Origin of the sequence: Deinococcus sp. AJ005 (assembly GCF_009017495.1) — a bacterium.
Classification (GTDB): domain Bacteria; phylum Deinococcota; class Deinococci; order Deinococcales; family Deinococcaceae; genus Deinococcus.
This window is the reverse complement of record NZ_CP044990.1, coordinates 1,308,148-1,328,434: the sequence shown is the minus strand read 5'-3', so window position 1 is coordinate 1,328,434 and position 20,287 is coordinate 1,308,148. Positions and strand designations below refer to the sequence as shown.

Here is a 20,287-nt window from a genome sequence, read left to right as displayed (position 1 = left end):
CAGACCAATGAATGAAGGGGCGCAATACATGGGCGCGACCCTGAAACCGAGACAGGCGTGGGCCTCAGTGCGGGTGATTGCTATTTCGAGATGTCACGGGGGCCTTGTGGCCATCCTCCGGCTGAGCTTCCGGGTCTGCCGAATGCCGCAGGTAGGAATTCACAGCAACGGCCAGCACGACGGCGGCGGCACCCAGCACAGTCAGGGCAATCAGATCGGCCACGCTCAGACCCAGCAGAGCGGCGAAAATCAGCCCAGCCACCCCGCCCACAGCCACCCAGGCAGCCCGATGGCGCAGGCTGATGGCCATGCAGCGCTTCAAATATGCGTTCCTGTTCATCGTACGCCTCCGTAAATCTGACCTTTAACATAGGGCAAGACTGGGTGGTGGGTCAGCAAGACCCACATAAATCACGGGACGACGGGGAGGCGCGCAGGGAAATCAGGTGGAGCAACCTTCTGGAAAGTACGGCCCACTCAGGGAAGGCGCTGGGCCAACTGGTCATAGACGTAATTGGCGGCCTCAGCGCGGTGCTGATAGACGTCCCAGAGGGTAAATTCCTGACCCACGCTGACCCTGTCGCCTTCGGGCAGGGTCAGGTCCAGGCGGGCGGTCAGCTTGAGCCACGGCAACAGCGCAGAGGGGGTGTTCAGGACCGGGGTCACGTGGATTGCCCCGGCACTGATGGCGTCGGTGCTGATGGTGGCCCCCGGATACCGCCGCTTGAGCGCATTTCCCGAGTCCCGCCGCATGGCGTCCAGCACGCTGGCCTGATCGCTGCCGCCCAGCAGGTTGGGACCCACCATCTGCGGGTTCAGGATCACATAGGTGGCTGTGGACAGCCGGGCACCAGTCCAGGCGGCGGGCAGCGCGGTGGCAGGTGTCTGGGCTTGAGCGGGCGTCTGGGCCTGGGCGGACATCTGGGCGGGCAGCAGCAGTGCAGTCAGCAACGCGGCGGGTACGAGGCGGGTCTGGATCTTCATGTTCACAGTCCAGCACACCCTGTCTGATGGGCCGTGAAGCAGGGATGAGGCAGATGCTCCCGGGCGAAGACCTCCCACGAAACCCCACCGACCCAGGCGCTACAGTGGCCCGCATGGAGGACCTCCTGACCACCATGCGCCGCCTGCGCGCCCCGGACGGCTGTCCCTGGGACGCTGAACAGACCCACGCCTCCTTGCGCCCGTACCTGCTGGAGGAAGCCGCCGAGGCGGTGGACGCCATCGACAGCGGCAGTCCGACGGAACTGGCCGGTGAACTGGGCGACGTGCTGCTTCAGGTGGCCTTTCACAGCGTGATCGCCGAGGAGGAGGGCACTTTTTCTTACACGGACGTGGAGGAGGCCATCGTGAAGAAGCTGGTGCGGCGGCACCCGCACGTCTTTGGAATCGCGGTGGTCAGCGGCAGCGCCGAGGTGGTCAGCAACTGGCAGGCCATCAAGTCAGAAGAACAGGGCGGCAAACCCCGCCGCGCTGTGGACCGGGTCCCGTCCGCGCTGGGGGCACTGGCCCGCGAGGCGGCGACGCAGAAACTGGCGGGCTTTGCGGGAGAGCGGGAAGATGTGGCCGGGATTCTGGAGACCGCCCCCGATTCGCCACAGGGCGTTGCAGACGTGCTGGCCGCCGTAGTGGCCTGGGCACGCGCACAGGGTGTGGACGCCGAACTGGCGCTGCGGGACCACAGCACGCGTACCCTGGAAGGGCTTCCGGACGAGAGCGCCGCCCCGTGAGCGATTCGCCCAGCACGGACCCACTGGACGCTTCGTTGCTCGAAGATGTTCAAACCAGAGGCAATTTAGATCCCTGGGAGGGCTGGCTGGCCGCGCGCCGCCGTCAGACGCTGCACCTGCCCAACTACCGCCCCGCCGCCGTGCTGGTGGCCCTGACGCGTGAGGCAGACCCGCGCGTGCTGCTGACCGTGCGGTCCTCGGAACTCCCCACCCACCGGGGCCAGATCGCCTTTCCGGGCGGCAGCCTGGAGGCCGGGGAAAGTGTGATCGCCGGGGCCGTGCGCGAGGCGTGGGAGGAGGTGGGCCTGGACCCCGCCACCGTGACCGTGCTGGGCGAGATGGACGACGTGTATACCCCGGCGGGCTTTCATGTCACCCCAGTACTGGCACGCGTTCCGGCCCAGCCCGCGCTGAGACTATCGGGTGAGGTGGCCCAGCTTCTGCTGCCCACCCTCTCGGAACTGCGCGCCCTGACCCCCACCCAGGAAAACCGCCAGATGCCGGACGGGCAGCCGGTGATCCTGTACCGCTACCCCTGGCAGGGCCACGACATCTGGGGCATGACCGCGCGGGTGCTGCACGATCTGCTGACAGACGGGCCGCTGTAATCGGCACCTAGCAGGAACCGGGCCTCTCTTCACGCTTCTGAAACGGAAAAAACCCCGCCAACGAGGCGGGGGATCACAACCACAGGGCTGAATTTAGCGGGTGGGGTTGATGGTGATCTGACCGTTGGTGGTCACGTTGTAGGTGCTGAGGAAGGTGCGGTAGCCGGGGGCGATCAACACGATCTCGTGGCTGCCCCGGTCCACCTGCACGTTCAGGCTGCCGTTGCCGATGGTGCCGGCTTCCCGTCCGTCCACGAACACGCGGGCGTTGTTCACGCTGCTACGGATAGTGATAGTCAGCTTGGTGGGAGCGGGTGGGGTGACCACCACGGCGGCGAACTCGGCGTTCACATTGGTAGTGGCTCCGGCACGGATGGCGACGGTGGTGGAGATGTCGCGGTAGCCGGGGGCCTGTACGCGCACGGGGTAGCTGCCGGGGCGCAGATCGTTATAGGTGACGTTCGCGCCGCCCAGCCGCTGGCCGTTCAGGGTCACGGTGGCGTTGTCCACGTTGGCCCCCACGAACAGGCTGCCGGTGCTGATCGGCGTCACGCCAGCAACCGTGTAGAACGCCGTATCAGACACCCAGGAGTTCTGGGGAATTGGCGTGACCACGATGCTCAGGGCCTGCGCCAGTCCGGCCTGGCTCTTGGCGTTCACGGTGGCGAACTGGTCCTGGGTGGTCTTGAAAGAGCTGATCTGGCCCAGATTCAGTTCAGTCAGGCTGGCCAGCGCCAGCACCTTGTTCTGGCCGATGGGGCCAGCAATGTCGAAGGTGAACTTGTCGCCGGGGGCGGGGAAGCTGCGGGTGGTGTTGGCCTTGACGAAGTTGGCCTCGCTCAGGCGGTTGGGCAGGATCTGGTCCACGCTGCCGTCGGGGTTGACGTTGAACAGGTAGACGTAGGCGTCACGGTTGACGGTGGCGCTGATCACGGCCTTGTCGCCGACCTTGTAGGCCGGGTTCTGTGCGCCACTGGAGTCCTTGTCGACGCGTACGCTGACGCTCAGGTCGGGGGTGGTGGGGTTCACGATGATGCTCTGGGCACTGATCTTGGGGGCGGCGGCGGCGGTGGACAGCAGCAGGGCTGCGGGGATCATCAAGAATTTCTTCACGGGTGGTACCTCCGAGATGCAGGTTAAGCCGGGCAACATGACGGGCCATGAGTGGGGCAGGGGGCAACGTTAATAGTGCTTCAGCTTACCGTCAGCAGCATGACGGATGGCTGACGCCCGTGTCAGTGGGCAGTTCCGATGCGGCCACTACGGGCCTCCACCCCCATCTGACCGAAGTTTCATTAAGACCGGTGTTCCGAGGGTTACGCGCCTCTGTCACAGACAGATCAACTACCCTCATCAACTCCATTCCAGACTGTCTCCGGCCCAGTTCCACACCCCCCACCACGCCTTTTGTCATGACTAACCCTGCTAGCCTCCTGACATGAGCGCGCCGTCTTCTGCCCAGAACTCACCCCGGCCACAGGGAACCGGACGGGCGGCGCAACTGGCGCTGTGGACGGTGGGAGTGGCGCTGGTGGTGCTGGGGCTGAAGTTCGTGGCCTACCTGATGACCAGCAGCGTGGCGCTGTACTCGGACGCGCTGGAGAGCGTGGTCAACGTGGCGGCGGCGCTGGCCGCCTTCGTGGCGCTGCGCGTGGCGGCCCTGCCCGCCGATCAGAACCATCCCTACGGGCACACCAAGGCCGAGTATTTCAGCGCGGTGGCCGAGGGCGTGCTGATCGTGCTGGCGGCCCTGAGCATCGGGCGCGAGGCGATTGGCGGGCTGATGAACCCTCACGAACTGGCCGCCCCCTACGCGGGCCTGCTGGTCAACGCGGGGGCGAGCGTGATCAACATGCTGTGGGCTGGGCTGCTGCTGCGGGCGGGGGCCGAGTTGCGCTCCCCGGCGCTGCTGGCCGACGGGCGACATCTCAGGACTGACGTGCTGACCAGTGTGGGCGTGCTGCTGGGCCTGCTGGCCGCCAAACTGACCGGGCTGAGCTGGCTGGACCCAGTGATGGCCCTGCTGGTGGCCGTCAACATTCTCTGGAGTGGTTTTGGCCTGATGCGCGAGAGCGTGGGCGGTCTGATGGACGCCGCCGTGGACCCGCAGACCGAGAAAGGCATCCGCCGGATCATGAGCGAACACGGCGACGGCGCGCTGGAAATGCACGACCTGCGAACCCGCCACGCCGGGCGTCTGGCCTTCATCGAGTTCCATATGGTGGTCCCCGGCGAGATGTCCGTGCAGCAGGCCCACACCATCTGTGACCGCCTGGAAGACGCCATCCGCGCCGAGATTCCAGGCAGCAGCATCACCATTCATGTGGAGCCGCAGGACAAGGCCAAGCACCACGGCGTGCTGGTGCTGTAGTACGGACTCCGATGAAAAGGTGTTGGAAACACCTGGAAATCCGAACGGGACTCGCAGAGCTGTGCCAGCAGACTTGAAAAGCGTCGTAGAAGAGGAAGAGCTTCCTGTCTTCGATCTGTCCCAGGCACGGGGAGGAGTCACCCCATACGGGTGCTATCCCACGACGACAATCTGTTCATGACAAGAGTGGGCAGGAGCAGAACGGATTGCGTCTAGCACGGGCGAAACCCACATCCATCCTCCCCTTGGGCGCTACCATCACAGCCGGTGGGCCGGGACCGGGAATTAACGGCATGTCTACCTAAGCGTAATCCAGTAGACTTTTACCATGCTTGTACGCGACTGGATGACCCGTGACCCTGTAACCGTGACCCCCAGCACGCCCGTCATGGAAGCGCTGAAGACCCTCAAGGACGGCAATTTCCGCCGCCTGCCCGTGATGGATAAGGGCAAGCTGATCGGGATCACCACCCGCAAGGACCTCAAGGACGCCATGCCCAGCAAGGCCACCACCCTGAGCGTGTGGGAGCTGAATTACCTGCTGAGCAAGCTGACGGTGGCCGAGATGATGGCCCGCCCGGTGATCACGGCAGCCGAGGGCGAGTACATGGAAGATGCCGCGCTGCGGATGCAGGAACACCATGTGGGCGGCCTGCCCGTGCTGGACGACAGCGGCAAGCTCAGCGGCATCATCACCACGATGGACGTGCTGCGCGCCTTCACCGAGATCCTGGGCATGCGTGAGGGCGGCCAGCGCATCACGCTGGAGATGCCCGACACCCCCGGCAGCCTGGAAAAAGCCACGCGCGCCATTGCGCCCAGCAACATCATTAGCGTCGCCACCTACGACGGGCGTGACGGTCACCGCCGTTTCGTGATGCGCGTCAGCGGCGAGGGGACGAAAGACGTCAAGCAGCGCGTGAGGGATTCGGGAATTACCGTTCTAGAGTAAACCAGAGGATTCAAAAATCAAGCCGCCAGCAGCGAGTTTTATCGCTCTGGCGGTTTGATGTTTCTCCCTCTCCCTACTTCATCGCCGCCCACGCTGCCGACACGGCCACACCCCGCTCGAACTCGTGGCCCAGAGCGGCGAAGGCGTCTTCCAGCATTCCGGCGACACCTAAAGCGTCGTAGCGGTCCGCGTAGCCCATCGTGCTGACGCGGAACACGGTGTCCTCGTGGGGGGCCTGACCCGCCAGGGCGCGCTGACCCAGGCCCGTCAGGGCGGCGGCGATCTGGCGGCCCGTCAACCCTTCGGGGGCCTTCAATACGGCGACTGCAGGACTGGGGCGGGCGGTCCAAGACGGGCAGCCCAGCGCGGTCCCAGCGGCGATCAGTGCCTTTGCCTTGCGCTCCTGCTCGGCCCACAGCACCTCCAGCGGCACACTCAATGGGCGGTCCAGCGCGGCGGACAGGGCGTAGATCAGGTTGATGGCAGGGGTTTGCGGGGTATTACCTGCTTTCTGACCCTTCAGCTCGCGGGTCAGGTCCAGGTAGTAGCCGTGGGCGGTGTTCTGCACCATGCGGGCCTGCACTTCCGGGCTAAACAGCACGAAGCCCAGGCCTGGCGGCGTGGCCGTTCCCTTCTGGCTGCCCGACACGATCACATCCACGCCCCAGGCAGCGGCCCGCAACTCCGCCACGCCGTAGGAGGTCACGCAGTCGGCAATGATGATCAGATCGGGATTCTGCAATTTGGCCGCCCGTGCAATCGCCTCCAGATCATGCAAGGCCCCGGTGCTGGTTTCGCTGTGGGTGATCAGCAAAGTTGTGGCGTCGCGGCTGGCTTCAGCCACCTCATCCGCGTCCAGCAGTTCGCCCCAGGGGCGGGCGACGATCCCCACGTCGTAGCCGAAGCGGCCCGCCATGTCGCCCCAGCGCTCGCTGAATTTTCCGGCCTGCGCGTTGACCACCTTTGCCCCAGCAGGCGTGGTGCTGACCAGCGCGCCCTCGAAGGCCCCGGTGCCGCTGCTGGTGGTGATTACCGCTTCATAGGGATCGCCCAGCAGGCGGCTCAGTTTCTGCCGCGCCTCCAGCAATTTGGCAGCAGCGTCACGGCTGCGGTGGTGCATCTGCGGCTGGGCCAGTTCCAGCAGCACGCGCGGGTCCACCTCCACCGGGCCGGGGGCGATCAGGCGTTCGCGGTTCAGCGGAATGTGGGCAGCAGGGGCCATCTGGGTCATGGGTCCAGAGTAGACCCGGCGCGGCGACACGCGGAGCAGAGGTCTGAACCGCCCGCGCCCTCCGCCTTCCAACCGTAGCCGCTGGCACGCCTCTGAATAAGGAATTAAGGCAAGATCGCGTATGCCCTCCCCCACCCCGGCCCCCTGGCGCGGCCACCCGGCAAGACGAACCGTAGCCGCCCTGTGTGGCCTGATGTTCCCTTCCCTGGCCGCCGCCCACTACGCCCCGGCCCTGCCGCTGAGTGCCATCGCCCCGCCCTCCCGCCAGTTCGGCCTGCCCTTCGCGGGTGCGCCCGGCCCCGATTCCTGGCTACTGGGTCAGGGCTACGGCAACACCACCGGGGCGTATCGGCAGCGGCGTAGCACCTACGGCAACTTGCAGGGCATCCACGCCGGGCTGGATTTCAGCGCGCCGTGCGGCACCCCAGTGCGCGCCATCGGTGACGGCGTGGTGGCCGAAGTGGACGGCCCACACGGCAGCCTGCCACACAACGTGGTAATTGATCATGCGGGCAACCTGAGCAGCCTGTACGGGCATCTGCTGAAGCGGGCCTCGTTGCGAATCGGCCAGAAGATCACGCGCGGACAGGTCATCGGCCAGAGCGGCGACTCGCAGGGAACGTGCGTCAGCGCGCCGCACCTGCATCTGGAATTGCGGGACCGGGCGCACCAGCGGTTCTTTAATCCGCTGCCATACATCGCCGCCGACTGGGACACGCTGGCGCTGGCGGGCAGTTTCGGGCGCGGCTACGAATATGACCTCAGCGCTCCGCGCAAATGGCAGACGCCGGACTCGCAACCCGCCGCCATACGTGGGGGCCGCCTGCTCAACGAGTTTGCCCGGCCCTGGCCGATTGCTCCAGAGGGTGCGCGGTGAAACTAGCCTTCGTAGCACTGCTGCTAGGCACCTCTGCCGTGGCCGCCACCCTCCCCTCGCGCGCCGTGCTGAGTGGCGAGTGCTGCCCTGGCACGGTCTGGACGCCGGATTCGGGAGCCTTGCTTTTTCTGGACGGGCCGACCGCACGCCCCAGCACTGGCTTTTATCAGGTGGCGGCCACGGGCGGCGAGGTGACGCGCCGGTTTTCCAGCATCGCCTATTTCTCGCCCAAATTGCGCTGGGCGGTGCGGCCCGGTTCCGGGGAAACGACGGTGCTGGAGCGGCTGGTCGATGGCAAGCGTTTCACGCTGCCCACCTTCGGCGCGGACGTGACCTGGAACGATGCCGAGACGCGGCTGGCCTACACCCGCAGTGATACCAGCGGCAACTATGACCGCCGCGCCACACGGGTTTTTGTGGCCGACGCCTTCGGTTCCCCGCGTACCGTCGCCACCCTCTACGGCGGCGGCATCAGCGGCTGGGTAGACGATGACACGCTGCTGCTGTCGGGCAAGAGTGCGCCGGGCAACCGGGACCGGGACCTGCTTACTCTGAATATCCGCAGTGGCGTGAAAAAGACGTTGCGGACGGCGCTGGGCTTCCGGGGCATCAGCCTCAGCCCGAACGGGGCACAGGTGCTGTACACGATTTCCTTCGACAGCGCCGCCCGCAACGGCCTGTGGCTGCAAAGCACGTCAGGCAGCACCCCCACCGAGATCAACGATTACGGAGCGTACCGCTGGCGCGACGCGGGACGCTTCTTACTGATGCCGCTGAAGACGGACGGCGGCGCGCATGTGCTGCGGCAGTACGACGTGAAGGTGAACGCCTGGAACACACTGGGCGATCTGGGCGATCAGGTGCGGCAGGGCGACTGGAATGTCAGCCCGGACGGCAAATTGCTGAATTTTCTGAGCGCGAAGGACGGGAATGTGCGGGTGGTGACTTTGCCGTAAGGCAGGGAGAACCGCTATTGACGCTGAACATGAATTGAAAGCGGCGCTCTGAAATTTCTTTCAGAGCGCCGCTTTCAGTCCTGCTACTTCACCACAATATTGATGATCCGCCCCGGCACGTAAATCTCCTTGACCACCGCCTTGCCCTCCAGAAAGCGGGCCACATCCGGCTCGGCACGGGCGGCGGCCAGAGCCTCGTCCTGGGTGGCGGTCTTGGAAATGCTGACCTGACCGCGCACCTTGCCGCCCACCTGCACGCCGATTGTTACGGTGTCGCGCACGGCAGCAGCCTCGTCGGTAGCAGGCCAGGACTGGACATGCACGCTGCCTTCCAGACCGCGCTCGTGCCAGATTTCCTCGGCAATATGCGGAACCACCGGGGCCAGCATCAGATTGAAGATGTTCAGCGCCTCATCCCATTCCGGGGTCGCGTAGGCGGGCGAGCGGCGGGCACGCACCAGAATATTGGTCAACTCCATCAACGCGGCGACGATGGTGTTGAAGCTCAGGCGGTCAAAGTCGCCCGTGACCTTCTTCAGGGTGCTGTGAATGCCGTAGCGCAGATCGACCACCGTCACGGCCTCGTCTGGCCCCGCCGTGCGCTCGCCAAAGAACAGCGTCCACACGCGGCCCAGCCACTTGGACGGGCCGTTGATGCCCTGCGGGTCCCAGGGGCCGCCCACCTCCCACGGCGCGATGAACAGCAGGTAGGTCCGCACCGTGTCCACGCCGTACTCGCGCACCAGATCGTCGGGATCGACGACGTTGCCGCGCGACTTGCTCATCTTCTCGCCGTCCTCGCCCAGAATGATGCCCTGATTTCGCAGCCAGGCGAACGGCTCGTTCTGGGTGGTCAGGCCCATGTCACGCATCACCTTGGTCCAGAACCGGCTGTACAGCAGGTGCAAAATCGCGTGTTCGATGCCCCCGGTGTACAGGTCCACGGGCAGCAGGTTCGCCTTGGCCGGGTCAAAAGGATGTTTGTCATCATGGGGCGACAGGAAGCGGTACATGTACCAACTGCTGTCCACGAAGGTATCCATCGTGTCGGTGTCGCGCTCGGCGGGGCCGTTACAAATGGGACAGGTGGTCTGCACCCACTCGCGGTCTAGCTTTAATGGACTCTGGCCGGACGCCGTGAAGCCCTTGAATTCAGGCAGCTTGACCGGTAACTGGTCTTCGGGCACGGGCTGTGCGCCGTGTTCGGGGCAGTAGACGATGGGCACGGGGGTCCCCCAGTAACGCTGCCGGGCCAGCAGCCAGTCGCGCAGGCGGTAGGTGGTTTTGGCCTTCGCCACGCCCTGCGCCTCCAACTTCTCGATCACCGCGTCAATGCTGACCTTGCCGCCGGGCAGTCCGTCAAATTCGCCGCTGTTGACGATCACGCCGGGGCCACTGTAGGAAGCCTCCGCGTCCGCGCCCATCGGCTCAGCACCTTCGGCGCGGATGACCTCGGTGATGTCCAGGCCAAATTTGCGGGCGAAGGCGAAGTCGCGCTCGTCGTGGGCCGGGACGGCCATGATGGACCCCGTGCCGTAGGTAACCAGCACGTAATCCGCCACCCAGATCGGCACCTGATGCCCGCCGATGGGATGGGTGGCAAAGCTGCCTGTGAACACGCCCGTTTTCTCGCCCACGTCCTGCTGGCGTTCCACGTCAGTCTTGCGGCCCGCCGCCGCGATGTACGCCTCAACGGTAGCCCGCTGCTCGTCGGTGGTCAGTTCAGCCACCTTGGCATGTTCGGGGGCCAGCACCAGGAAGGTTGCGCCCATGATGGTGTCGGGGCGAGTGGTAAACACCGTTTCCGGCCCGGCGGGGGTGTCGAACACGATCTCCGCGCCCACCGATTTACCGATCCAGTTGGTCTGCATGGCCCGCACGCGCTCGGGCATATCGGTACCTGTGAAATCCAGCAGTTCGTCAGCATAGTCAGTGATTCTCAGATACCACTGGTTCAGATTTCGACGTTCCACGGGGGTTCCGCAGCGCTCGCACGCGCCGCCCACCACCTGTTCGTTGGCCAGCACGGTCTGGTCCTTGGGGCACCAGTTGACCAGACCGCCCTTCTTGTAGGCCAGCCCGCGCTTGAAGAACTCGGTGAAAAACCACTGGTTCCAGCGGTAATACTCGGGGTCAGAGGTGGCAAACTGGCGGCTCCAGTCGATCATGGTCCCCATGCGCTGAAACTGCGCGGTCATGGACTTGATGTTGCCGTAGGTCCACGCCGCCGGGTCTACGTTGTTCTTGATCGCCGCATTCTCGGCAGGCAGGCCGAAGGCGTCAAAGCCCATCGGAAACAGCACGTTGTAGCCGCGCATCCGCATCCAGCGGGCGCGGGCGTCGGGGGCGACGTTGGCGTACCAGTGGCCGATGTGCAGATTGCCGCTGGGGTACGGGAACATGGTCAGGGCATAGAACTTCTCGCCGGGTCCGTTCTCGTCGAAGCGGTACAGGCCGTCCTCGGCCCACTGGTCCTGCCATTTTTGCTCGATGGCGTGCGGGTTGTAACGTTCGGCACGGGGTTCATGAATATTGATGGATTGTTCGTCGGTCTGGGTCATATGGCTCCTGCGGAGGTCTAAGGGTCAAAAAGTCTGAGGGTCAAAAACTAGGCGGGGACCAAAAAAAGCCCCGGCGCAACACAGCCGGGGGCGGGCGCTCTAGCGTGGGCTAGTCGCGGCGTCCCCTGGGGGTAAGTGCAGAGCGGATCATGGGTCCAGTCTAGGGCATAGGGCCGCGTGGGGGGAAGGCAGGCGGTTAAGACCGTATGAAGCGTATGCGCGGCAACTTTTCGGCCACCCAGCCCATATTCGGAGGCATGAACAAAGCCATGCTGTCGCTGACCACCATTGCCCTGATTGCCTCGGCTTCGGCACAGGCGCAGGGCATCACACAGACCGAGGCCATTACGCGGTTACTATCTACACCGGAGATCAGAGCGGAGTGGTTTGCGCCGGACTTTCTGACGCAGGTGCCTTTTGAAACCATCGCCGCACAGTTCAAGGGAATCACGGGGATGTACGGGAAATTTGTCCGGCTGGACACCTTGCAGGATCGCCCGCTGGCCGTCTATGAGCGCGGCACACTGGTCATCACGGCGGCGGCACTGGACGATCAGGGACGGCTGACCACCTTCGGCGCGGTGCCTGGCCCGGCCTCGGCGGCGGCAGACCAGACGGCCACGCAGGCCGCACAGGAGAAGGCGGCGGCGCTGATCGAGGAAGTGTTCAAGTCTGATCCCGTCGATACAGCGCTGTTTAGCCCGGAGTTTCTGGCCCAGGTCAGCGCCGAGGGACTGACCGCGCAGTTCGCCAGTCTCCGTGCTCAGAACGGTGCTTTCCAGAGCATTGAACCACCGGGCAACGGCTGGCGACTGACCTTTGAGAAAGGGCAAGTGGATGTGACGGCCATTACCGTGGACGCCCAGGGCCTGATCACTGGTTTGCAACTGCAACCCGTCGTCACCTATAAGACTCTGGAAGAGGCCCGTGTTGCCTTCGCCGCCCTGCCCGGTAGCGTCACCCTGCTGGTCCAGGAGGCGGGCAAGCCGCAGCCGCTGGTGGACCTGAACAGCCGCACATTGCTGGCGATTGGCTCGGCCTTCAAGCTGGCGATTCTGGGTGAGTTGCAGGCACAGATTACGCGCGGTGAGAAAAAATGGACCGATGAGGTCACGCTGACCGACGCCGACAGGAGCCTGCCCAGCGGCACCCTGCAAGATGCGCCTGCCGGAAGCAAATACACCCTGCGCGATCTGGCTGCCCGCATGATTTCCCAGAGCGATAACACCGCCACGGACCTGCTGCTGAAGGCCTTAGGGCGCGAAGGGGTAGAAACGCGGCTGGGGCAGACCGCCATGCCCAGCACCCGCGAGTTCTTCGCCCTCAAGAATCCGGCCAATCTTGAACTGCTGCGCGCCTACCGTTCGGCGGGGCTGGACAGGGCCACGCGGCGGGAAGTGCTTAAAAAAGCCGACACCGCGCCGCTGCCCAATGCGGGCCTTTTCGCGCAGGGCAAAACCACCGCGCAGGACGTGGAATGGTTCGCCAGCAACCAGCGTCTATGCCACCTGATGGCCGATGTGGCCGCACTGCCTGAAACCCAGTTGAACCCCGGTGTCGCCACCCCCGGCGATTTTGGAAGTGTGAGCTTTAAGGGGGGGTCTGAGATCGGCGTGATCAACCTGACCACCCAGGTCACCACGAAGGCGGGCAAAACACTGTGTATCAGCGCCACCTGGAACCGCCCCGAACCGCTAAACGAGCAACAATTCGTCGCCATGTACGCGGGCGTGCTGAAGCTACTGCGGTGAGCGTGGTGGCGCTGAAGATTGCCTGATGAACGCATGGCCCTTTCTTTACCGGGTCTCACCCCGGGTCAGGCCCGGGGCGTCAGGCTGGGGGCATGAGCAGAAACCTTGTTTTGACCCTGGCCCTGCTGGGCGGCACCCTGATGAGTATGCAGGCCCACGCGCAGGTCAGCGTGACTGATATTCCCGCCCTGCCCCAGAGCGGCGCAACACTGCCCAGCACGGCTCCAGCCCCAGCTCCCACCCAAGGAACTCCCGTGACGCCGCCCACCGTGACCACCCTGCCCGCCGTCAACCCCCCGCTGGCGCAGCCCTACACCGCCAAGTTAGAGGGACCACAGAGCGTGCAGGCAGGTCAGGCGAACATGTGGAATGTTCTTTTGACCAACACGGGTGACAAGACCATCAACCTGCAACACGGCGCGTGTGACGTGCGTTTCGAGGTGCTGAACGCGGCGGGTCAGGTGGTCCGCACCACGCCGAAGGACGCCATCTGCACGCTGCAAATTGTGGGCACCAACGTGGCCCCTGGCCAGACTGAGGAGTTGCAGAAAATCCGCTGGGAAGGCAAGAATGATGAGAACCAGAACGTGCCCGCCGGAAACTACACCATCCGCTCGGTGTTCAACGGCGACGGCGTGCTGGTCCGCCCGGCGGATTTCACCGTCATCGTGCGCTGATTTTCACCACGAGGAGAAGCGGAGGCCACAGCAACGGGCCTCCGCTTCTTTCTGTCTTTAACCCCTTCCTACAGAGTCGAACCTCCAGACGTGCTGTAGTGGGCGCAGTATGACTTCCCCCTCCACTTCCTCCACCAGCAGGCGCAAGACCGCCATCATCATCGGCTCCGGCATCGGCGGGCTGTCTCTGGGCATCCGCCTGCAAAGCCTGGGCTTCGACACCACCATCCTGGAGCGCTTAGACGCGCCGGGGGGCCGCGCCTACCAGAAGCGCACCGAGGACGGTTACGTGTTCGACATGGGGCCGACTGTTATTACCGTGCCGCATTTCATCGAGGAATTATTCGCTTTGGAACGCGACAAGGGGATGCTGGGCGAGCCAGATTACCCGCCTCACACGCTGACCGAGGACGCCCGCGTCAAGTCCGGCGAGAGCGGCGGCCCGCGCACCCGCGACTACGTGAAACTGGTGCCGATCCTGCCGTTTTACCGGATTTATTTCGACGACGGCACCTATTTCGACTACGACGGCGATCCAGAAAGCACCCGCCGCCAGATCAGCGAACTCGCGCCGGAGGATTTAGAGGGCTACGAGCGCTTCCACGCCGACGCCCGCGCCATCTTCGAGCGCGGCTTTCTGGAGCTAGGGTACACGCACTTCGGCGATATGCCGTCCATGCTGCGCGTGGTGCCGGATCTGATGCGCCTGGACGCGGTTCGCACACTGTTCTCGTTTACCAGCAAGTATTTCAAGAACCCCAAAATGCGGCAGGTTTTTTCCTTTGAAACGCTGCTGGTGGGCGGCAACCCCCTGAGCGTTCCAGCCATCTACGCCATGATCCATTTCGTGGAAAAAACCTGGGGCATCCACTACGCGATGGGCGGCACCGGGGCTTTGGTCCGTGCCTTCGTACAGAAGTTTGAAGAGTTGGGCGGCACGCTTCGCCTGAATGCAGGCGTGGACGAGATTCTGGTCACGGACGGGCGCGGCCAGCCCGTCAAACGGCCCATCGGCAAGCGGACGGCGCGCGGCGTGCGGCTGGAAAGCGGCGAAGAGTTACACGCCGATATCGTGGTCAGCAACGGCGACTGGGCCAACACCAACCTCAAGCGCATTCCCGCCGCCGCCCGCCTGGTCAACAGCGACGTGCGCGTCAAGGCCGCCCGCCAGAGCATGAGCCTGCTGGTGATCTACTTCGGCTTCCGCGACGATCCCGCCCGCCCGCTGGACCTGCGCCACCACAACATCATCCTGGGACCGCGCTACGAAGAACTGCTGACCGAGATCTTCGGGCAGAAGGTGATGAGCAAAGATTTCAGCCAGTACCTGCATGTGCCGACGCTGACCGATTCCAGCCTCGCCCCCGCCGGGCACCACGCCGCTTACACCCTCGTTCCCGTGCCGCACAACGCCAGCGGTCTGGACTGGGCGGTGGAGGGGCCGAAGCTGGTGGACCGGGTTTACACCTTCCTGGAGGAACGCGGCTACATCCCCAATCTGCGCGAGCGCTTGACGCACAGCGAGTACATCACTCCAGATTATTTTGAAGGAACGCTGGACAGCTACCTGGGCAACGCTTTTGGTCCCGAACCGGTGCTGATTCAGAGCGCGTATTTCCGCCCGCATAACCGCAGCGAGGACATTGGAAATATGTACATGGTGGGCGCAGGCGCACAGCCTGGCGGTGGCACCCCCAGCGTCATGATGTCGGCCAAGATGACGGCCCGCCTGATCGCAGATGATTTTGGGATTCACAAAGACGTGCGCGATGGCGTGCCAGCCGCTGCCGAAGCAGTCGCCAGGGAAGTGGCGGGCGCGGCGGACTGAAGCCAGCCCACACAGAGACGCCGCCGGGATTCAGCTTCTCGGCGGCGTTCTTCAAGTCACTGTGTTCAGGGCAGCGTATTTCCCGCCGCCAGCAAAATCTCGTACCATTCCTCGCGGGTCAGGTGAATGTCCGCCGCCTTGATGCAGTCTGCGAGACGCTGTGGATTGGTGGTCCCCGTCACAGGCTGCATCTTGGCCGGATGACGCAGAATCCAGGCAATGGCAATGGTGGTGTTACTGACGCCGTATTTGGCGGCAATCTCGTCAATTTTAGCGTTCAATTCGGGGAATTTAGGGTTGTCCAAGAAGACGCCCTCAAAAAAGCCGAACTGGAAGGGGGACCACGGCTGGATGGTGATGTCGTTCAGGCGGCAGTAATCCAGAATGCCGCCGTCGCGGTTGACCGCCTCGTCGTTTTCCATGTTGACGTTGAAGCCCTGCGTGATCATCGTGGCGTTGGTGATGCTCAGTTGCAGTTGATTGGCAACTAAAGGCTGACGCACATATTTCCTCAGCAATTCAATCTGGCGCGGCTGCTGGTTGGACACCCCGAAATGCCGCACCTTGCCCTCCTGCTCTAACTGGTCAAAGGCGGCGGCGACTTCCTCCGGCTCCACCAGAGCGTCGGGACGGTGCAGAAGGAGAATGTCCAGATAATCGGTGTTCAGGCGCTTGAGGATGCCGTCCACCGAAGACAAAATGTGTTCTTTGGAGAAGTCAAACATGCCGGGGCGAATGCCGCACTTGGATTGCAGGATCATCCCTTCGCGCACGCTACTGCTCATGCCCACGGCGTCGGCGAAGATTTCCTCGCAGGTTCCCTTGCCGTAAATATCGGCGTGGTCAAAGAAGTTTGCGCCCGCGTCCATCGCGGTGCCAACCAGCGTCTGCACTTCCGGCTTGCTCATGGTGTTGATCCGCATCATGCCCACGGCGACGACAGGCACATCCAGCTCACTGCTTCCGAGTTTGATTGTTCTCATGGCCCGTATTGTGCGTCAAAACTGGCAGGCGAGGTCTCATCTTCAGTTTACCGTCGGCACCCACCACCAGCCGCCGATGTTGTGCCGCCCAGCCCGCCGCGCCGCTGCCAAAGCTCCCCGGTTCTCGCCGTGAATGGTGCCGCTCAGCACCCGTCTGTCTGCCGACAGGTGACGGGCCAGCAAAACGGATAGGGAGGAGCCAAACCCGAGGCCGCGTGCGTGCGGGGCGAGCAGCATTTCCTGAACCGACTGGGCAGGCAGACCATTTTTGGTTTTAGCGAGTGTACCCGCGTACCCGCTCCACCGCCCCCGCCAGATCACGTCAAACATCGTTCCGGCGTCAATCGTCTCTTGCAAATCTTCCTCACACAGCAAGCCAGCCTGACCGGGATGCTTCGGATGGGCAGCGTCCACGGCGGCGTAGGCAGCCTGAGCGTCGGCATAGCTGGAGAGATCGGCAGTCGGCTTCAGGCTCAATCCGGGGGCCACCTCTCCCCCACCCAGTTCAGCCAGCGGCGCGGCCAGCACACGCAGATCGGGACGCAGATCGAAAAACGTTTCGGCGGCGCTCCAAATGCGGATTCGGGGTGCGTTGAAGCCGCCATATTCATGTCCCGCTGTCTCAACCAGCGCAGGCAGATCAGTCACCGTCACAGGCCGCGAGGTCACGCTGACATCCACGAATGGCTTCCCCACATCCATTCCCTTGAAGCGGATACTGAGCATGGCGTCCAGATCGGATGAAACACTGACCCAGCGGTTGAGATAAGCCTCTACGGGCGGACCCACATTGATAAATTCGGCCCGCTTGCCCGCCAGTTTTAGATCGGTGGCAAGCTGAAGATCAAAGGCATGTTCCTCGGCCAGATTCGCCAGCCGCTCAGCCTCTGAGCACCATTCAAGCGTCAGCGGGTGCTGGGCAGCCAAAGAGAAGCGGGCCAGATCAGCGGGGGTTGGCAGATCTTCAGAAATCACTGAATCCAGCGTAAATCACAAGCAACCGTGGAGGCATGGGCCGCATGGCTTACACGCGCTTCTGCTAATCTATAGGCCAACCTAACGAGCGTTAGTTTCCCGAGTCTCAACGACTACCGGAGGACGATATGAAGACTAAAAACGAGTGGATGCAGAGCGTCTACAGCCCTGCCAGCCAGAAATTCCCCGAACGCAAGTACAACTTCACCAACCTGTCCGACATGGACCCGGAGCCGATCTACACGGCGGATGACCAGAAAGACTGGGACGCCGAGCGCGATCTGGGCTACCCCGGCGAGTTCCCCTACACGCGCGGCGTGCAGCCCAGCGTGTACCGGGGCAAGCTGTGGACCATGCGAATGTTCGCAGGCTTCGGCAGCGCCGAGCAGACCAACGAGCGCTTCCACGCGCTGCTGAAGGCCGGCCAGACGGGCCTTTCCACGGCTTTTGACCTGCCCACCCTGATGGGCTACGACTCGGACCACCACTTTTCGCGCGGCGAGGTGGGCAAGTGCGGGGTGGCCGTCAGCTCGCTGGCCGACATGGAAATTCTGTTCGGCGGCATTGACCCCGAAACCGTCACCACGTCCATGACCATCAACAGCCCCGCCAACGCCATCTGGGCCATGTACATCGCCAACGCCCAGAAGCAGGGCAAGGACCTCAACAAGATCGGCGGGACCATCCAGAACGACATTCTCAAGGAATTCATTGCCCAAAAGGAATTTATTTATCCACCCGCGCCCAGCGTGAAACTGGTGATTGACACCTTTGAATGGGGTCCGAAAGTGGTGCCAAAATGGAACTTTATTTCCGTGAGCGGCTACCACATCCGCGAGGCCGGGGCGACAGGGGTGCAGGAGCTGGCGTTCACGCTGGCCGACGGCTTCCACTATGTAGAAAAGGCGCTGGAGCGCGGGCTAGACATTGACGAATTCGCGCCGCGCATCAGCTTTTTCTGGGACATCCACAACGATTTCTTTGAAGAGATTGCCAAGCTGCGGGCCGCGAGGCGAATCTGGGCGCGGCAGATGCGAGACCGTTACGGCGCGAAGAATCCCAAGTCGTGGATGCTGCGGACGCACTCGCAGACCGCCGGGGTCAGCCTGCCCGCGCAGCAGCCCCTGAACAACATCGCCCGCGTGGCGATCCAGGCGCTGGCCGCCGTGCTGGGTGGCACGCAGAGCCTTCATACCGACGCCTTCGACGAGGCGCTGGCCCTGCCCACCGAGGAAGCGGCCACGATTGCCCTGCGAACCCAGCAGATCATCGCCTACGAAACGGGCGTGGCCGGAGTGGTGGACCCACTGGCAGGCAGCTACTACGTGGAAAAACTGACCGACGACATAGAGAGTGCGGCGATGGGTTACATTGAGCAGATTCGCATGATGGGCGGCGTGGAAGAGGGGATTGACAACGGTTTCTTCCAGTTGGAAATGGCCGAGGCCGCCTACCGCTACCAGCGCGAGGTAGAAACCAAGAGCCGCATCATCGTGGGCGTCAACGACTTCGTGCAGGACGCTGTGCAAGTGCCCATCCAACTAATTGACCCCGAGGTGGAGCGCGTGCAGGAAGCGCGGCTGGCGCGGGTGCGGCGCGAACGCGATCCGGTACGGGTGGACGCGGCTATTGAAGACCTGCGCCAGAGTGCGGTGACTGGGGCCAACTCCATGCCCGCCTTCCTGGAGTGCGCCCACGCCTACGTCACTCTGGGCGAGCAGATGGACGTGTTGAAGACCGTGTACGGCGAATATGTAGAGCCTGCGGTGGTCTGACGGCTGATCTGAGGATGGACCGTCGGAGCAATCCTGCGGTCCATTTTTAGGTCACTCCAGACGTGCCCGCAAGGTTTGAACGCTGCCCAACCACTCGTCCGCGTCAGCATTGTCGGCCCACTGGTCCGGCAATTCGCTATCGGGCCCGAGAACGCGTTCCACGGCGTCGCGGGCCACATCACGCAGGGGGGCGAGGTCCAGCGCGTCTGCCTCCTGCACCCAGCTTCTCAGGCGGGCGCTGACGATGTTCACCGTTTCGCCGTCCAGCACGGCGGCCAGGATCTCGGCGGCGGCCAGGGTGCGGTGGCCTTCCTCCGCCGCCAGAAAGTCGGTGTCGGGGTCCAGCGCCACGTCAAAGGCTTCGGCCAGGGCGAACGCACCGTCCTGCACCACTTCATCGGCAAAGGCCGCGCCAGTCTCGTTTTCCATTGGGCCAGTTCCCCAGATGTCCATGCTTCAAGTCTAACGAGAGTCGGCCCAGAGGGGAAGGAAGTCAATAGAATCAGAACATTCTGCCCACCGCCGCTTCAGGGGCACCAAGGCGAGGATTGCGCCAGCCGGTCCGCTGGAATCAGAGGACTGCTCCCTGTCTCGGGCAACCCCCTGAACTGGGCCTCGGTGCCCACGAAGAACTTCAGGCTGGGCGAGGTCTGAAACTTACAGGTGATGGCCTCCTGACCTTCCCGTGCGGACGACACGCTCACCTTGCCGCCGTTGACCGACGCACCCCAGACCAGACCGCCCTTGCCTCAGCCCGTCTGCGGCAAGTCCGTGAATTTGCCCCTGGCATCCACGAATTTATAGACGTCTTGTGCCCAGCCCTGCGGTTGACCGGAGGAGGTCTTAAAAAGACCGTTGCTGGCAAGCGGAGAAACCCGGTAACCGTCCAGCAGCTTCAGCGAGGGCGCACCCTTGACCTCGTATTCCACCCGCACCCAGCCGCTGTACCCCTGCGGAATCAGAAAGAGGTCTGGCATGCGTTCCGGGAACCCGACACACCCAGCCAGCAGCA

General features: G+C 63.6%; 19 protein-coding genes. 10 read left to right on the top strand and 9 right to left on the bottom strand.

The features are described 5' to 3' along the window. Positions 1 to 64: 64 nt before the first annotated feature. Together DAAJ005_RS08255 and DAAJ005_RS08250 are read right to left on the bottom strand one after the other, a co-directional pair. Positions 65 to 340, bottom strand: coding sequence for a hypothetical protein (locus DAAJ005_RS08255; RefSeq protein ID WP_151846697.1), 276 nt, complete (start codon positions 338 to 340; stop codon positions 65 to 67). 137 nt (positions 341 to 477) lie between these two features. Further along, on the bottom strand, positions 478 to 984 hold the full coding sequence (locus DAAJ005_RS08250) for a hypothetical protein (protein ID WP_226342642.1): 507 nt from the start codon (positions 982 to 984) through the stop codon (positions 478 to 480). Between the two features lie 113 nt (positions 985 to 1,097). Between DAAJ005_RS08250 and DAAJ005_RS08245 the strand changes: the two genes are divergently transcribed. Together DAAJ005_RS08245 and DAAJ005_RS08240 are read left to right on the top strand one after the other, a co-directional pair. After that, positions 1,098 to 1,730, top strand: coding sequence for a MazG family protein (locus DAAJ005_RS08245; protein WP_151846696.1), 633 nt, complete (start codon positions 1,098 to 1,100; stop codon positions 1,728 to 1,730). Beyond that, a complete protein-coding gene (locus DAAJ005_RS08240; RefSeq protein WP_370519808.1) occupies positions 1,727 to 2,338 on the top strand; it encodes a CoA pyrophosphatase in 612 nt (203 codons plus the stop codon). Before DAAJ005_RS08245 ends, DAAJ005_RS08240 begins: the two co-directional genes overlap by 4 nt. 93 nt (positions 2,339 to 2,431) lie before the next feature. On the opposite strand, the gene DAAJ005_RS08235 is transcribed toward DAAJ005_RS08240, so the two are convergent. After that, the gene (locus DAAJ005_RS08235; RefSeq protein ID WP_151846695.1) at positions 2,432 to 3,451 is read right to left on the bottom strand and encodes a DUF4384 domain-containing protein; all 1,020 of its coding nucleotides are present in this window, start codon (positions 3,449 to 3,451) and stop codon (positions 2,432 to 2,434) included. A gap of 325 nt (positions 3,452 to 3,776) precedes the next feature. Here DAAJ005_RS08235 and DAAJ005_RS08230 point away from each other — a divergent pair, with 325 nt between their 5' ends. Continuing rightward, a complete protein-coding gene (locus DAAJ005_RS08230; protein ID WP_151846694.1) occupies positions 3,777 to 4,709 on the top strand; it encodes a cation diffusion facilitator family transporter in 933 nt (310 codons plus the stop codon). Positions 4,710 to 5,037: 328 nt separating this feature from the next. After that, positions 5,038 to 5,661 carry a CBS and ACT domain-containing protein gene (locus DAAJ005_RS08225; protein WP_151846693.1) on the top strand — a complete coding sequence of 208 codons (624 nt, stop codon included), beginning with the start codon at positions 5,038 to 5,040 and terminating at the stop codon, positions 5,659 to 5,661. Positions 5,662 to 5,734: 73 nt separating this feature from the next. Here DAAJ005_RS08225 and DAAJ005_RS08220 read toward each other — a convergent pair whose 3' ends face one another. Continuing rightward, positions 5,735 to 6,883 carry an aminotransferase class V-fold PLP-dependent enzyme gene (locus tag DAAJ005_RS08220; protein WP_370519819.1) on the bottom strand — a complete coding sequence of 383 codons (1,149 nt, stop codon included), beginning with the start codon at positions 6,881 to 6,883 and terminating at the stop codon, positions 5,735 to 5,737. 202 nt (positions 6,884 to 7,085) lie between these two features. Between DAAJ005_RS08220 and DAAJ005_RS08215 the strand changes: the two genes are divergently transcribed. Further along, a complete protein-coding gene (locus DAAJ005_RS08215) occupies positions 7,086 to 7,769 on the top strand; it encodes a M23 family metallopeptidase (RefSeq protein ID WP_151846691.1) in 684 nt (227 codons plus the stop codon). Next, positions 7,766 to 8,725, top strand: a complete 960-nt coding sequence (locus DAAJ005_RS08210) for a hypothetical protein (RefSeq protein ID WP_226342641.1) — start codon at positions 7,766 to 7,768, stop codon at positions 8,723 to 8,725. The genes DAAJ005_RS08215 and DAAJ005_RS08210 overlap by 4 nt, the downstream gene beginning before the upstream one ends. An 83-nt stretch (positions 8,726 to 8,808) precedes the next feature. On the opposite strand, the gene leuS is transcribed toward DAAJ005_RS08210, so the two are convergent. Continuing rightward, positions 8,809 to 11,286, bottom strand: coding sequence for a leucine--tRNA ligase (gene leuS, locus DAAJ005_RS08205; RefSeq protein WP_151846690.1), 2,478 nt, complete (start codon positions 11,284 to 11,286; stop codon positions 8,809 to 8,811). 257 nt (positions 11,287 to 11,543) lie between these two features. Between leuS and DAAJ005_RS08200 the strand changes: the two genes are divergently transcribed. From DAAJ005_RS08200 to crtI, 3 genes are all read left to right on the top strand, one after another. Next, positions 11,544 to 13,037: a serine hydrolase gene (locus tag DAAJ005_RS08200; RefSeq protein ID WP_151846689.1), complete on the top strand. Its 1,494-nt coding sequence runs from the start codon at positions 11,544 to 11,546 to the stop codon at positions 13,035 to 13,037. Between the two features lie 92 nt (positions 13,038 to 13,129). Next, a complete protein-coding gene (locus tag DAAJ005_RS08195) occupies positions 13,130 to 13,714 on the top strand; it encodes a hypothetical protein (RefSeq protein ID WP_151846688.1) in 585 nt (194 codons plus the stop codon). Positions 13,715 to 13,823: 109 nt separating this feature from the next. Further along, positions 13,824 to 15,542 (top strand): phytoene desaturase family protein, encoded by a 1,719-nt coding sequence (gene crtI / locus DAAJ005_RS08190; protein WP_151846687.1) that lies wholly within the window; start codon positions 13,824 to 13,826, stop codon positions 15,540 to 15,542. Between the two features lie 65 nt (positions 15,543 to 15,607). Here the strand turns inward: crtI and DAAJ005_RS08185 are convergent, their stop codons facing one another. Both DAAJ005_RS08185 and DAAJ005_RS08180 read right to left on the bottom strand, forming a co-directional pair. Further along, entirely contained in the window at positions 15,608 to 16,525 is a 918-nt protein-coding gene (locus tag DAAJ005_RS08185; protein ID WP_151846686.1) for an aldo/keto reductase family oxidoreductase, read from the bottom strand. Between the two features lie 42 nt (positions 16,526 to 16,567). Continuing rightward, positions 16,568 to 17,500: a hypothetical protein gene (locus tag DAAJ005_RS08180; protein WP_151846685.1), complete on the bottom strand. Its 933-nt coding sequence runs from the start codon at positions 17,498 to 17,500 to the stop codon at positions 16,568 to 16,570. Positions 17,501 to 17,628: 128 nt separating this feature from the next. Between DAAJ005_RS08180 and DAAJ005_RS08175 the strand changes: the two genes are divergently transcribed. Next, on the top strand, positions 17,629 to 19,275 hold the full coding sequence (locus DAAJ005_RS08175) for a methylmalonyl-CoA mutase family protein (RefSeq protein WP_151846684.1): 1,647 nt from the start codon (positions 17,629 to 17,631) through the stop codon (positions 19,273 to 19,275). Positions 19,276 to 19,326: 51 nt separating this feature from the next. Here the strand turns inward: DAAJ005_RS08175 and DAAJ005_RS08170 are convergent, their stop codons facing one another. Next, complete coding sequence (locus DAAJ005_RS08170; protein WP_151846683.1) at positions 19,327 to 19,728, bottom strand: DUF4259 domain-containing protein; 402 nt, start codon at positions 19,726 to 19,728, stop codon at positions 19,327 to 19,329. A gap of 296 nt (positions 19,729 to 20,024) precedes the next feature. Next, positions 20,025 to 20,252, bottom strand: a complete 228-nt coding sequence (locus tag DAAJ005_RS08165) for a hypothetical protein (protein WP_151846682.1) — start codon at positions 20,250 to 20,252, stop codon at positions 20,025 to 20,027. Positions 20,253 to 20,287 lie beyond the last annotated feature (35 nt).

Bases quoted from the DNA above. Each gene is read 5' to 3' on its own strand.
- DAAJ005_RS08255 (WP_151846697.1), bottom strand. From the start codon at position 340: ATGAACAGGAACGCATATTTGAAGCGCTGCATGGCCATCAGCCTGCGC.
- DAAJ005_RS08250 (WP_226342642.1), bottom strand. From the start codon at position 984: ATGAAGATCCAGACCCGCCTCGTACCCGCCGCGTTGCTGACTGCACTG.
- DAAJ005_RS08245 (WP_151846696.1), top strand. From the start codon at position 1,098: ATGGAGGACCTCCTGACCACCATGCGCCGCCTGCGCGCCCCGGACGGC.
- DAAJ005_RS08230 (WP_151846694.1), top strand. From the start codon at position 3,777: ATGAGCGCGCCGTCTTCTGCCCAGAACTCACCCCGGCCACAGGGAACC.
- DAAJ005_RS08225 (WP_151846693.1), top strand. From the start codon at position 5,038: ATGCTTGTACGCGACTGGATGACCCGTGACCCTGTAACCGTGACCCCC.
- DAAJ005_RS08220 (WP_370519819.1), bottom strand. From the start codon at position 6,883: ATGGCCCCTGCTGCCCACATTCCGCTGAACCGCGAACGCCTGATCGCC.
- DAAJ005_RS08215 (WP_151846691.1), top strand. From the start codon at position 7,086: ATGTTCCCTTCCCTGGCCGCCGCCCACTACGCCCCGGCCCTGCCGCTG.
- leuS (WP_151846690.1), bottom strand. From the start codon at position 11,286: ATGACCCAGACCGACGAACAATCCATCAATATTCATGAACCCCGTGCC.
- DAAJ005_RS08200 (WP_151846689.1), top strand. From the start codon at position 11,544: ATGAACAAAGCCATGCTGTCGCTGACCACCATTGCCCTGATTGCCTCG.
- DAAJ005_RS08195 (WP_151846688.1), top strand. From the start codon at position 13,130: ATGAGCAGAAACCTTGTTTTGACCCTGGCCCTGCTGGGCGGCACCCTG.
- crtI (WP_151846687.1), top strand. From the start codon at position 13,824: ATGACTTCCCCCTCCACTTCCTCCACCAGCAGGCGCAAGACCGCCATC.
- DAAJ005_RS08185 (WP_151846686.1), bottom strand. From the start codon at position 16,525: ATGAGAACAATCAAACTCGGAAGCAGTGAGCTGGATGTGCCTGTCGTC.
- DAAJ005_RS08175 (WP_151846684.1), top strand. From the start codon at position 17,629: ATGAAGACTAAAAACGAGTGGATGCAGAGCGTCTACAGCCCTGCCAGC.
- DAAJ005_RS08170 (WP_151846683.1), bottom strand. From the start codon at position 19,728: ATGGACATCTGGGGAACTGGCCCAATGGAAAACGAGACTGGCGCGGCC.
- DAAJ005_RS08165 (WP_151846682.1), bottom strand. From the start codon at position 20,252: ATGCCAGACCTCTTTCTGATTCCGCAGGGGTACAGCGGCTGGGTGCGG.